The organism is Streptomyces sp. NPDC044033 (genome assembly GCF_056434425.1).
In genome coordinates this window covers 63,216-75,550 of the sequence record NZ_JBWKFF010000011.1, presented here as the reverse complement: position 1 = coordinate 75,550, position 12,335 = coordinate 63,216, and the positions used below count along the sequence as shown (strand labels likewise).

Genomic DNA, 12,335 nt, shown 5'->3' with positions numbered 1-12,335 from the left:
AGGCGGGGGAGCCCCGTATGTCTGCCAGCGAACAGCCGCGCCGCGTGCTCGTCACCGGCGGAGCCTCGGGCATCGGTGCCTCGATCACGCGGCGCTTCGTACGGGACGGCGACCGGCTGGGCGTCATCGACCGCGACCGCGCCGCGCTGGCCGCGCTCGCCGAGACCGATCCCCGAGTGGAACTGCTGCTGCACGCGGACGTGTCGGAGGCCGCGGCGGTGGCCGAGGTCTTCACCACCGTGGACGAGGAGTGGGGCGGAGTCGACGTGTTGTGCAACAACGCCGGGATCAGCATCCGCAGCCCGTTTCTCGACACCACGCTCGCTGATTGGGAGCGCACCCTCAGCGTGAACCTCACCGGCGTGTTCCTGATGGCCCGGGAAGCGGCCCGCCGCATGGTCGACGCGGCCGGCGGGGCGATCGTCAACACCGCGTCCGTCAGCGGGACGGTGGGCATGCCCTGCTATGCCGCCTACAACGCGAGCAAGGCCGGCGTCATCGAACTCACCAGGACCATGGCCCTGGAACTGGCCCCTCGCGTCCGGGTGAACGCGGTGTGTCCGGGCTATGTGCTGACCCCCATGCAGCGGGCCGAGTACGACGAGCGGCAGTTGGCCGAGCAGGCCGAGGTGATTCCGCTGCGGCGCCTGGGCGACCCCGCGGAGATCGCCTCCATGGTCGCCTACCTGGCCTCCTCCGACGCGGCGTTCGTCACCGGCCAGTCCTTTGTGATCGACGGAGGCGAGACGGCGGGAGGACTGGCCAGCGCCCGCTGAGACCGGCACGCCACACCTCGCGCAGTGCCTTCACCCACGCCTTCCCGCCGCGGAACGCCGGGCTCCCGCCCGAGGGAACCGAGGAAACGTACGGAGGAGCAGTTGAAAGGGAAACGGACTGAGACAGGGACACGGGCAGGGGCGTCCGGCACGCCCGGGGAGGAGGCCGGCGAATCCACCGTGGCGCTCAACTCGTACACCGAGTGGGAACCGTTGCGCGAGGTCGTCGTCGGGTCCCTCGCAGGCGGGGTGTTCCCCGGCTGGCAGGAGTCCATGGCGCACACGTTGCCGGAAGCGGCCTGGCGCTTCTGCCAGGAGGAGGGCGGGATGCCGCTTCCGGCCGCCCACCTCAAGGCGGCCGAGGAGGAACTGGACACGCTGGCGGAGGTCCTGGAGGCCGAGGGGGTCACCGTCGCGCGGCCCGACGCCGTCAGCCACCGGCGGCCGTTCCGGACCCCGCACTGGGCGTCCGCGGGCGGCCTGTACGCGGGCATGCCCCGGGACATGCTGATGGTCGTGGGGGACGCCGTCATCGAAGCGCCCATGTCCTGGCGTTGCCGCTACCACGAAGCGGATGCCTTCCGCACGCTGATCAAGTCCTGGTTCCGGCGCGGCGCCCGATGGATGCCGGCGCCCCGTCCGCAACTCACCGACGAGCTGTACCAGACGCCCGGCGGCCCGGAGTCCCCCGATGCGGAGCGGTGGGCGGTCACGGAGTTCGAGCCGGTCTTCGACGCCGCCGACTTCCTCCGGTTCGGCGAGGACATCGTCGTACAGCGCAGCCATGTCACCAATGAGTTCGGCATCGACTGGGTCCGGCGGGCCCTCGGACCGGACTTCACCGTTTCGGTGGTGGGGACCGACGACCCCCACGCCATGCACATCGACGCCACCTTCGCCCCGCTGGCCCCCGGCAAGCTGTTGGTGAACCCCGAACGGTACGTACCCCACCCGCTGTTCGAAGGCTGGGAGATTCTGCCGGCGCCGGGCCCGACCCTGCCGGCGGACTGGCCGATGTACTTCTGCAGCCCGTGGGTGAGTGTGAACGTGCTGTCCCTGGACCCGGAGACCGTCGTCGTGGAGCGCCAGGAGAAGCCGCTCATCGACGCGTTGACCGCCTGGGGCTTCCGGTGCGTACCGGTGGACTTCCGGCATGTCTACAGCTTCGGCGGATCGTTTCACTGCGTGACCCTGGACACCGTGCGCGACGGGGGGCCCGCCAAGTACCTGGCATCGTGAGAACGGGCCGCTGGCCTTCCGGAGGCGTCGCCGAGCGTGACCGTGGCCTGTCGAAGGCTCTCACGGTCCGCTCGGCGCACGCGCTCCGCTCAGGGGGAGAAGAGCAGGCGCGTGTAGTCCGGACGCAGCAGGACGTTGTTGTCGTGCACGCAGTACTCCACGGCCAGCCGCGGGGGCGACCCGCCCCCGGGGCCCGTCAAATCTTCCACGGCGCGCGTCAGATCCCCCACCGAGGCGAATCGCCCGGCCAGCACGGAGCAGACGTCGTACGGGCTCCAGCGGGACCGCTCGCTCCAGTACCCGGCCAGGCCGATCTCCTCGAACACCTCCTCCGTCCGCTTCAGCCGGGTGTCCACGACCAGTTCGACAAGGGACCGGGTGAGGTCACCGAGGGCGGCGGTGCCTCCGGCCGGGACGTCGTCGGAGGGGGGTGCCAGGATGCGCCGGAGCAGGGCCTCGACACCGTCCGCGAACGGCCGTACGAGCGTGCCGGCGTCCAGAGCGCGGGCCAGGAAGGCGGGCCAGTCGCGCGTGGTGCGGTAGGCCCGGGAGAGGAAGGTCTCCTCGGCGTAGGCGAAGAACTCGTCCACGGCCCGGTTGCTCCCCAGCTCCGAGACCAGCGCCGGCGGATAGCCGAAAGTGGGGTAGAGAAGATCGATCTCGTCCAGCCGGCCCTGGGGCCCCACGGAGTAGGCGGCGTCACCGGAGTCCCCGATCACCCCGCCGCCGAGGTCGAACAGCCGGGTCGCGCGCGTGATCAGGGAGTCCTCGAAGTGCTCTGCCAGCCGCAGTTCGTTGACCGCGCGCAGTGTGGTCGAGACGGTTTCGGCGGTGGCATAGGAGTTGCCCAGGAACATGTCGAGGCGCCGGGGCGGTACGGGCTGCCCGCGGTCGCGCCGGAACTTCTCCTCCTCTTCCAGCCAGTACAGCTGGGCCTGTACCGCGTGCCGGGCCCGGTAGGGCACGTGCGTCCGCTTCAGGTTGTCGTCGTCGTAGGAGGCGAACTGGTTCCAGCTGGGCTCGAAGCGCGCCTCCAGCAGCAGCCGGATCTCGTCGCGCTCCAAGGCCGGGTTGGGCAGCAGATAGCAGGTCCAGCCCACCGGCTCGGCCCGGCCCTGGTTGAGCCTCCGCATCCGCTCGGCCATCGTGAAGAGCAGCGCGTTGCTACCGATGTTGATCTCCGAGCAGACCAGCCATATCCGGGTCACCCCGCGATCGGCCAGAAAGCCGATGTCCGACATCACCACGTCGAGGTCCCTGACGCGGTGCTGCCGGCCTTTGACCACCGGCTCGGTGCAGAAATAGCAGCGGTACGGGCAGCCGCGCTGGATCTCCACCGGGACGTGGACGGTCTCCAGGCTGCTGAGCTCGTCCTCTCCGTAGAAGGCGAAGAGATCGTCCAGTACGGCGTCGGAGTACTCGGTGTGGTCCGAGGGGGGCAGAAACACCCGCGGGCCGAACGCCCAATCGTCGCCCGAGGGGTATACGAGGTTGGCTATCCCCTCCAGCTTCCGGTGCGCCAGGACATCGTCGAGGCGGGCTATGACCTCGTCCGGCTCGCCGACCACCCCGAAGTCGGGGCGCAACCGGTTCATCAGCGCGCGCGGCTGCGTGGAGAACCCGAACCCGCCCACCATGACCGGAGCGTCCGTCAGAGTGCGTAGCTGGGCGACGAGTTCCACGGTGTCGTCCACCGGCCAGTAGCTGTTGCGTACGACTTCCGGTGCACCCGGCAGGGCGCTCTCGGCGTAGTTCCAGATGAAGATGGAGTCCACCTGGCGCAGGTGGATCCCGATGAGTCGCGGCCTTGTACGGTCCAGGGTCCGCCGCAGCACCTCCCGCCACCGGTGTCTGGGCGTGTGCAGCAGGTCGAGCCGCCCGGTCGTCAGGCCGTGCCGGGCGGCGACCGCCGAGACCTGCACGAAGGCGTAGGGGTAGATGGGCAACGCCGGGTAGTTCGAGCCGCTGAGGAGCAGGATGTCCGTGGTGTTCCCCGGACCAGCCGCCGAGTCGTCGACCGACATACGTCGCCGTCCTTCGGAACGTGAGGTGGCTCCGCCACGATGTCCGCGCGGGGCTACCAGACCTACCGAAGCGGGCGGCCCCGCACAAGGGCCGGTCCCGGACAGCACATCCGCACACCGCAGCCCACCCGGCCCTTGAGTGTGCCGGCGTGCGGCCCTGCACAGAGGAACGGCCTTGACGGGGCATCACCGGCCCTCACTATGGAGTCGGGTACTCATCGTCGCTTTCTGTCCTCGACGCAGGAGTGGAAGCATGAACTCACCTGTCATCTCGGCGGACTCGCATGTCGTGGAGCCTGTGCGGCTGTGGACCGACCGGCTCGAACGCGGCATCAGGGACAGAGCGCCTCGCGTGTTCTGGGACGCCGGACGCCACGGGTGGTTCTTCTCGTGCGACGGGCTCCAGCCCGCGCTGATCAACTCCCTCTACGCGACGGACAAGTCACCCGATGAGTTCGCCGGCACCTTGGACTCGGGCATCGAAGCGGCCCGGCCCGGCGGCAATGACCCGGTCGCGCGGCTGAAGGACATGGCACAGGACGGAGTCTCCGCGGAGGTCCTCTACCCGAGCCTGGCCATGAGCCTGTTCTGGCTGCGGGACGCCCCCTTCCAGCGTGCGTGCTTCCGCGCCTACAACGACTGGCTGGCCGAGTTCGTGGGTCACGCCCCCGACCGGCTCGTCGGCCTGGGCCTGATCTCGCTGTGGGACGTCGACGAAGCGGTCAAGGAGCTGGACCGATGCCGCGCCATGGGTCTGAAGGGGGCCGCGATCTGGGCGTCTCCGGCGCCGGAACGGGATTTCGCGGGCGAGGTGAACGACCCCTTCTGGCGAGCGGCCCAGGAGCTGGGAACGCCGGTCTCGATGCACTGCCTGACCGGATACCGGGACAGCCCCAGGCTGTTCGACTACAGCACGCCACTGGGCCGGATACAGCGGAACATGGCGTACCCCGAGGAAATACAGCACTCTCTCACCGACGTGATCTTCTCCGGCGTCCTGGAGCGCTTCCCACGCCTGCAACTCGTCCTCGCGGAGAACGACATCGGCTGGGTCGGCTACCACCTGCTGCACGCCGACCGCATCCACGACAAGCTCGGCCCCGTCCTGAACACCACGCTCACCATGGCGCCCAGTGCGTACTTCCGCCGCCAGGTCCACACCACCTTCACCGACGACGAGATCGGCATCGCCACGATGCGCCTGCTCGGCCCGGGGAATTTCCTCTGGGGGAGTGACTACCCGCACTACGAGGGGAGTTGGCCGCATTCCCAGGAGCTCATCGCGCGGTCCTTCCGGGACGTTCCCGATGAGGAACGGCGCCAGGTGGTGTCCGGCAACTGCGCACGACTCTACGGATTCGACCCGGCGACACTGACCGCCGAATAAGGGAGCCGACATGGGCGAGCGGACCACGAACCCCTGGTACCGGTTCATCGACGAGGACATCGAGAACAGGACGAGGGAGTCCATCGGCTTCACCAACCTGATCGCCGACCGGCCCTACGCGCTGGACGCCCCGACGCTCCGCGGACTCGTCGAACGCAACGCACTGATCCGCGCCTACCAGCGGATCAGCCGCGACCTGTTCATGGCGAGCGTGCGCGGCGAAGCGGATCCCGCCGTCGCCGAGACCATCCTCTCCGGCCAACCGCCCGAGCGCGGCGCCGAGTACCACCGCGGCCTCAGCGAGCGCCAGCTGGCCCTGCCGGTCTATTTCCGCACGGACGAGGCCGCCCCCGGAGCGATCGCCGAAATCCAGTGCATAGCCTCCGGCTGGGAGATCGCCGAGCAGTTGCACAGCCTGTACCAGGAATTCCCCGCCGAATTCGGCGCTCCGGCCCACCCCTTCGGCTCGCTCATCAACGCGCTCGCCGCATCCATGCGCGAACGGCTCGGGCCGGACCCGGTCGCGCATCATCTGACCAACAACGCCTCCCGGCCGCACGGGGTCCACTACACCGTGCAGCGACTGCGCGAGGCGGGTATCCGGCACTTCGGCTGGGACCCGGTCCAGTGGCAGGACTGCGATTTCATCCGGGCCCACGAGTTCTACGACCTGAGGTACAACGGGTTCTTCGACCAGTGGATGGAGAAGTGCGAGAAGGGGGGGCTGCAATTCGACCATCCCCCCATCCCGCTGTACGACGCCAAAGTGGTCATGGCGTGGCCCTTCTGGGACAAGACCCGGAAATACTATTCGGACGAGATCCGTGGGTTGTTCCCCCACACCGAGATCATCACGCCCGACGGTTTCCGTATGCCCGACGGGTCCTGGATCAGCCTGGAGGAATACTGCACCCCGGGCGAGCGTAGTAAGCGCGTGCACTATTTCAAGTTCGGCAGCCACCACCCGACGCTCAACTGGGGCAGCCGCGCCGTGTACTTCTCCGGCAGTTTCTCGACGGTGGCCCTGCGGAAGCTGCTCGACCGCATCCTCGCCGACAGTGCGGCAGGGCACCCCTGGGTGGCGCAGGAGGCGCGGATGCACCCCGAGCCGGCCACCGCGGTGACACGGCAGGGGGAGGAGCTGAAGATCGAGGCGTACACCAAGTTCAGCGCCTTCTACACCCCCGAGCGCCTGATCGGAGTGCTGGCCATGCAGGAACGGTCCCGCAAGGTCCACGGCTCGGTGCAGACCGTGGTGAGCATCGCCTACTGACGCCGGGAACGGCGAGCGGGTCCGTACCCGGCGCGTGCGCGCCGGAACCCGGCAGCGTACTCACCGGCACCACACGACGACGCCGGCGCGCACCTCACCTCGTGGACCGCGAGGCGTGCGGGGTGCGGCGCACCGGCATCCGGAGTCAGGAGGGGGCATGGCGACAGCGTTCGAAACCTTCGCCAGGATCGGGGTACGACGGGTCGCGGGGCGCATCGGGGCCGATATCGAGGGGGTGCACCTCGCCAAGCCCGTCGACGCCGAGACCATGGCCGAGATCCGTGCGGCGCTGCTGCGCCACAAGGTGATCTTCTTCCGGGGCCAGCACCTGAACCACGCCGAACACGTGGCGTTCGGGGAGCGTTTCGGCGAGCTGACCAGGCGTCCGGGGAGCAAGCACGGGATGCACCCGGAAGGCTTCCCGCAGGTCCTCACCGTCGACCCCGACGCCGACGACACCCGGTACGGCCAAAGGTTCGAGGAGCGGCTGAAGCCGAAGTCGCTCAGGCACGACTCGGGCTGGCACGTCGACCTGGCCGCCGCCGTCAATCCGCCGGCCATATCCGTCCTACGGGCCGAGGTCGTCACCGAGTTCGGCGGCGAGACCCAGTGGACCAACCTCGTGTCGGCCTACGACGGTCTCTCCCGTCCGCTCCAGGAGCTGGTCGGCGGGTTGCGGGCGGAGCACACCCCTTATGCCGCCTGCCAGTTGCTGCTGTCCGATACCGAGGACGTCGAGATCATCCGCAAGCTCACCGAGGACACCCTCCTCTCCGTCCACCCGTTGGTGCGGGTCCACCCCGAGACAGGCGAGAAGGCGCTGTTCGCGCCGCCCGCCTCGGTGACCCACATCGTCGGGCTGCTGCCCTGGGAGAGCCGGCGGATCCTGGCGCTGCTCTTCGAGCACAGCACGCGCGCGGAGTACACGCTGCGGCAGCGCTGGGCAGCCGGCGACGTCGCCGTGTGGGACAACCGGGCCGTGGCGCACCTCCAGCCGTCCGACCTGGACGACACGGAATACCACCGGACCCTCTACCGGGTCACGGTCCTGGGCGACCGCCCCGTCGGACCGGACGGCTTCCGTTCCGAAGCGGTCCGCGGCGAGCCGCTCACGGCCTTCACCGCAAGCCCCGACCACTGAGAGGGAGCGTGCGCCGATGCCCGAGAAGCGAGGCGTCTACTTCGTGGCCAATGACAGCGTCCGGGAGCTGGCCATCGTCTTCCTCAACAGTTTCAGGAGGAGCAACCCGGACATCGCGCTCTGCCTGATCCCCTTCGACGACGACTTCGAGGGCGTCGCGTCGCTGCGGTCCCGGTACGACTTCTCCGTATGGGACGATCCCGACCTGCTGCGGCAGTGCGACAAGGTCAGCCTGTCGTTCCACGACCGGCCCATGGGGCATTTCCGCAAGCTCGCGGCCTGGGAGGGCGAGTACGAGGAATTCCTCTACATCGACTGCGACACGGCCGTCCTGCACGATATCGGCTTCGTCTTCGCCTACCTCGAAGAATTCGGCTTCGTCGTCGCCACGTCCCATGTGCCGGGGCGCGCCTGGAAGGCCAGCATCGGACCGTCCGGAAAGCTGACGCCGGAACAGTTCGAGTACGCGGCGAACACGGGTTTCGTCGCCTCGCGAAAGGGCGCGCTGACGCTCTCCCGCATCGCCGACAGCCTGCCCGCGGCGCGGGAGCTGGCCCCTCATATGAAGCTGGGGTACGAGCAGCCGCTGCTGAACTACCTGATGGTGACGTCCGGGCTGCCGTACACGAGCCTGCGCCGGCTGAGAGGAACGACGGGGGACCAGAGCATTCCCGGTGAGGTCTACGCCTGGACGCCGGGTGTCGTCGCGCGCGACGGAAAGGTGGTGGACCCGGCCTCGCCGCCGACGCTGCTGGTCCACTGGACGGAGCCCGTGAAGCCGACCCAGCCGGACAAGCGAGCCGTTCCCCTGTACGAGCTCTGGCAGCACTACCGGAACCTGCCGGCGCCGCGAAGGCAGCGAGCCTGAGGGGCGCCGGATCAGCGCCCGTGCGGCGCGGCGGCCTTGCCCGCCACCACGTACAACGACTGCTGATCGTCATGGCGGGGCGGGAAGCCGGGATGGGCGGCGAGCAGGTCCGCCTCGACGATCCGGTCCACCGCCCCGAAGCCCGCCTGATCGAGAGCCCAGGCCAGGAGCTCGAAGTCGAACAGGTTCCGGTGTCTGCCCCTGGCCTGGAAGAGGTCGTTGACGAAGTGCTGGACCGGCGCCCCGCCGAGGGTGTAGTCCGGCCACCGCTGCCGCCGGTCCTCCATCAGCGCGCGCCCCCGGTCGTCCAGATACGCCGTGCACACCTTGGCCAGGTCCGGGCACGACAGCCACACCCGGCCGCCGTGGGCGCAGATCCGGTGCAATTCCCGCAGGAGCGGTATCAACTGTTCCCGTAGATCGAGGTGTTCGACGACGTGCTGCATGACGATGTCATCGGACGAGCCGTCCGGAAACGGCAGCCGTCCCGCCGCCAGGTCGATGTCGAACTCCGAACCCGCCACATCGCAGTTGAGCCATCCTGGAACGCGGCGGTCACCGCAGCCGAGGTGCAGTCTCCGTACGTCCTCGGGGACCTTGCGGTACCGCTGCCCCAGGCGCGCCCGAAGCCGGATCATGTCGTGCCTGATCAATGCCGCCGTCCGCTGATCGAGCAGCAGTCTGTGCGATATCCGAGCCGACATGTGATCACCGCTCTACTGAGGGGCATGAGGGGTTCGGCAGCTCACCGTACGCCATGGCCGACACGCTCTGTGCCGCTTCGCATATGCGGCTCGGCGCTGCGGTCGCGACCTTGGAAATCAGTGAACCCGGGTGGCCTCAAGGGCTGTTGTCCCCTGCGGTCCACGCGTCGGTCAATTCTCGCGGAGGTGCGTATGCGATCGGTGGTCCTTTCCGGTGCCGGAGTGTGCGAGGTCATCGAGTGCGACGAGCCGGCGGGCGGGCCGGGTGACACGGTGGTCGACATCAGCGTGAGTGTGATCAGCCCCGGAACCGAGCGGGCCATCCTCCTGGACTTGCCGACCGCGGGTGCCCGGTTCCCTGAACACCCCGGCTACATGGCCGCGGGCGCCGTACGTACGCGGTCCTCGCTGCCGGCCGGCACGCGGGTCGCGGTGCGCCGGGCCCGCCACGGCGACGTCGCCGTCGTACCCGCCGCCTGCGTGCGCGCCGTGCCCGGTCACGTACCGCTGGTGGACGCCGCGGTCTGGCAGCTCGCCCTCACCGCGCTGCACGGCCTGGAACGCGGAGCGCAGCGCCCCACCGAGCCGGTCACCGTGATCGGCGGCGGTCTGCTCGGCGTGATCACCCGCAGGCTCGCGGCGGCCCGCGGAGCACCGGAGGTACGGGCGGTCGCCGCCTCCGCGGCGAAGGCATGGGCCGCGGAGGCCGAGCCGGTCACCACCTTCCTCTCCGCCGGCGAGGCCGGTGGAGGCGCCCCGCTCGTACTGGACGTGACCGGCAGCGGGGCCGGGCTGCACGCCGCCGTCGCCGCCGCGGCGGACGGCGGCCGGGTGGTCCTGCTCGGCTCGCCCCGGAGCGACCTCGCCGACGTTCCGCTGCGGCGGTTCCACGACCGGCGGCTGGACCTGCGCGGCGCGCACGTCTCCCGGATGGGGAAGGAGGAGGAGACCAGGCTCAGCGATGTCTTCTTCACCCTGCTCGCGAAGGGGCTGTTCACCGTCCGGGACGTACTGGCCGAGTACCCGGCGGCCGAGGCCCCGTCGGCCTACCGCCGGTTGGCCACCGACCGCACCCTGGTCAGCGCCGTCCTGCGCTGGGGCCCCCGCCCGCCGTCCGGAACCTCCGCCGCCCCCGCCGGCACGGCGCGGGAGTCCGTGGCGAGCGGCTCCGTAACGCGGCAGGCGCCGGCCACCGCGCGTCCGCGGCGCACACCGCCCCCGTCCCCGGTGCGGTTCGGGCTGATCGGCTGCGGTGACATCGGGATCGAGGACGCCAGGGCCCTGGCGGACGCCGAGGGGGCCGACCTGGTGGCGTGCCACGACCCGGTCCAGCGGCTGGCCGAGAGCACGGTGGCGCGGTACGGCGGCGCCCACGAGCGGGACCTAGAGCGGCTGATGGCGCGCCGCGACGTGGACGCGGTGATCATCGCCACGCCGCACGACACCCACGAGCCGCTGCTCGCCGCCGCGCTCGCGGCCGGCAAGCATGTGCTGCTGGAGAAGCCCCTCGCACAGAACCTGCCCACGGCGCGGCGGATGGCGTCGGCCGCCGGCGCCAGCGGCCTGACGGCCGGTGTGCTGTTCCCGACGCGGACGGATCCGCGCTTCCTCCGAGCCCGCGAGGCGCTCGGGGCCGGAGCCGTCGGCACGCCGCTCGGCGTATCGGCCCACTACCTCGTGGACAGGTCCGCGGACTACTTCCACGGCGGCCTCAGCGGGCGGTCCCCCTCCACATGGCGGCTGTCGGCGGCCCGCTCCGGCGGCGGATTCCTGATCATGAACCTGATCCACCAGATCGACACGGTCCGCGCGCTGCTCGGCCGCGAGGCCGACCGCGTGTACGCCGAGACCGCGCCGTCCACCGTCGCCGGCGCCCCGGGCATCGAGGACGCGGTGACGGTGATCATCCGATTCGGCACGGTCATCGCCACCTTGGTCGGTGCGTCCAGCGTGGTCGGCGGCGACGGTCAGCACATCCGCGTCTGGGGAGACAAGGGGCACCTCCAGGTACTCCCGCACTACGCCGTCACGAACCGGCCGCGGGAAGCCGACCCGGCACCGGGCGGGAAGGGGCATCCCGCCCCTGCGGAGGCCGCCCCCGCGAAGCCGACCGCCATCGACCTGCGGGCCCGGGCCTTCACCAGGTTCGCGGGGGCCGTTCGCGACGGCGCGCCCGTCGACGTCAGCCCGTACGACGCGCTGCTGACCCAGGCCGTCGTCGAAGCGGCGTACGCCTCGGCCCGCTCCGGCCGGGGGACCACCCCCGCGCTCCACACCGCCGAGGGCGGGCCATGAGCATCTGGTGGCGGATCGCGGTCGGCGCGGACGGCGGCTACGCGCTGCCCGCCGAGGCCGGGCCGGACGCGGTGTGCTTCGTCGAAGGCACCGCCGAAGCGGCGACGTGGGGACGCGGCTACCCCACCGACGAAGCCGCCGCGCACGCCTGGGCGGCCACCGCGCAAGCCGCCGCCCGGGCCGCGCACGAAGCCGGCGGCACGGCGGCCGTCGTGGGGGAGGGAGCGCTCGCCGCGCTCATCCGGCGGGCGCTCCCGCTCGGCGGCATGCCCCCGGACGCCCCGCCGGACGTGGTCATGGAGACCACCGGAACCGGCGCCGGGATCGCCCGGGCCCTGCGGACGGTACGGACGGGAGGCCACGTGATCCTCGCCGCCCGCCCGCTGGAGCCGACCACCCCGGTCGCCACCTACCGTGACGTGCACCAGCGCGAGGCACGGGTGACGTCTGTCCCGTGGTGCGGCCGGAACGCACCGCCGGCGCCGGCGCACTCCATCGCCTGGGCGCTGGCCCGCCTCGGCTCCGCGACACCGGGGCGGCCGGCGCCACCGGGCCTCTGGCACCGCCTGGCGGGAGGCCCCGCACCGCCGCCCGCCTGAGGCGAGCCCGGACCCTCCCGCCGCCCGGT

10 protein-coding genes are annotated in these 12,335 nt (G+C 70.6%); 8 read left to right on the top strand and 2 right to left on the bottom strand.

From position 1 onward, the window contains the following. Positions 1–17: 17 nt before the first annotated feature. Positions 18–776 carry an SDR family NAD(P)-dependent oxidoreductase gene (locus AC07AB_RS20500; RefSeq protein ID WP_478568775.1) on the top strand — a complete coding sequence of 253 codons (759 nt, stop codon included), beginning with the start codon at positions 18–20 and terminating at the stop codon, positions 774–776. Positions 777–956: 180 nt separating this feature from the next. After that, a complete protein-coding gene (locus AC07AB_RS20495; protein ID WP_478568772.1) occupies positions 957–2,015 on the top strand; it encodes an amidinotransferase in 1,059 nt (352 codons plus the stop codon). A gap of 89 nt (positions 2,016–2,104) precedes the next feature. On the opposite strand, the gene AC07AB_RS20490 is transcribed toward AC07AB_RS20495, so the two are convergent. Further along, the gene (locus tag AC07AB_RS20490) at positions 2,105–4,039 is read right to left on the bottom strand and encodes a B12-binding domain-containing radical SAM protein (protein WP_478568769.1); all 1,935 of its coding nucleotides are present in this window, start codon (positions 4,037–4,039) and stop codon (positions 2,105–2,107) included. 253 nt (positions 4,040–4,292) lie between these two features. Between AC07AB_RS20490 and AC07AB_RS20485 the strand changes: the two genes are divergently transcribed. The 4 genes from AC07AB_RS20485 (at position 4,293) to AC07AB_RS20470 (ending at position 8,708) form a co-directional block, all read left to right on the top strand. Next, positions 4,293–5,426 carry an amidohydrolase family protein gene (locus AC07AB_RS20485; protein ID WP_478568766.1) on the top strand — a complete coding sequence of 378 codons (1,134 nt, stop codon included), beginning with the start codon at positions 4,293–4,295 and terminating at the stop codon, positions 5,424–5,426. Between the two features lie 10 nt (positions 5,427–5,436). Then, positions 5,437–6,699, top strand: coding sequence for a hypothetical protein (locus AC07AB_RS20480; protein ID WP_478568764.1), 1,263 nt, complete (start codon positions 5,437–5,439; stop codon positions 6,697–6,699). Between the two features lie 157 nt (positions 6,700–6,856). After that, entirely contained in the window at positions 6,857–7,840 is a 984-nt protein-coding gene (locus tag AC07AB_RS20475; protein WP_478568761.1) for a TauD/TfdA dioxygenase family protein, read from the top strand. A gap of 16 nt (positions 7,841–7,856) precedes the next feature. Further along, the gene (locus tag AC07AB_RS20470; protein ID WP_478568758.1) at positions 7,857–8,708 is read left to right on the top strand and encodes a glycosyltransferase family protein; all 852 of its coding nucleotides are present in this window, start codon (positions 7,857–7,859) and stop codon (positions 8,706–8,708) included. Between the two features lie 11 nt (positions 8,709–8,719). On the opposite strand, the gene AC07AB_RS20465 is transcribed toward AC07AB_RS20470, so the two are convergent. After that, on the bottom strand, positions 8,720–9,412 hold the full coding sequence (locus tag AC07AB_RS20465; protein ID WP_478568755.1) for a class I SAM-dependent methyltransferase: 693 nt from the start codon (positions 9,410–9,412) through the stop codon (positions 8,720–8,722). Between the two features lie 192 nt (positions 9,413–9,604). On the opposite strand from AC07AB_RS20465, the gene AC07AB_RS20460 reads away from it, so the two are divergent. Together AC07AB_RS20460 and AC07AB_RS20455 are read left to right on the top strand one after the other, a co-directional pair. After that, the gene (locus tag AC07AB_RS20460; protein WP_478568752.1) at positions 9,605–11,707 is read left to right on the top strand and encodes a Gfo/Idh/MocA family oxidoreductase; all 2,103 of its coding nucleotides are present in this window, start codon (positions 9,605–9,607) and stop codon (positions 11,705–11,707) included. Next, positions 11,704–12,306: a hypothetical protein gene (locus AC07AB_RS20455; protein ID WP_478568749.1), complete on the top strand. Its 603-nt coding sequence runs from the start codon at positions 11,704–11,706 to the stop codon at positions 12,304–12,306. The genes AC07AB_RS20460 and AC07AB_RS20455 overlap by 4 nt, the downstream gene beginning before the upstream one ends. The last annotated feature ends 29 nt before the right edge of the window (positions 12,307–12,335 follow it).

What these genes read in the sequence shown, in the direction of transcription:
- AC07AB_RS20500 (WP_478568775.1), top strand. Translation starts at nt 18, where the DNA reads ATGTCTGCCAGCGAACAGCCGCGCCGCGTGCTCGTCACCGGCGGAGCC.
- AC07AB_RS20490 (WP_478568769.1), bottom strand. Translation starts at nt 4,039, where the DNA reads ATGTCGGTCGACGACTCGGCGGCTGGTCCGGGGAACACCACGGACATC.
- AC07AB_RS20485 (WP_478568766.1), top strand. Translation starts at nt 4,293, where the DNA reads ATGAACTCACCTGTCATCTCGGCGGACTCGCATGTCGTGGAGCCTGTG.
- AC07AB_RS20480 (WP_478568764.1), top strand. Translation starts at nt 5,437, where the DNA reads ATGGGCGAGCGGACCACGAACCCCTGGTACCGGTTCATCGACGAGGAC.
- AC07AB_RS20475 (WP_478568761.1), top strand. Translation starts at nt 6,857, where the DNA reads ATGGCGACAGCGTTCGAAACCTTCGCCAGGATCGGGGTACGACGGGTC.
- AC07AB_RS20470 (WP_478568758.1), top strand. Translation starts at nt 7,857, where the DNA reads ATGCCCGAGAAGCGAGGCGTCTACTTCGTGGCCAATGACAGCGTCCGG.
- AC07AB_RS20465 (WP_478568755.1), bottom strand. Translation starts at nt 9,412, where the DNA reads ATGTCGGCTCGGATATCGCACAGACTGCTGCTCGATCAGCGGACGGCG.
- AC07AB_RS20460 (WP_478568752.1), top strand. Translation starts at nt 9,605, where the DNA reads ATGCGATCGGTGGTCCTTTCCGGTGCCGGAGTGTGCGAGGTCATCGAG.
- AC07AB_RS20455 (WP_478568749.1), top strand. Translation starts at nt 11,704, where the DNA reads ATGAGCATCTGGTGGCGGATCGCGGTCGGCGCGGACGGCGGCTACGCG.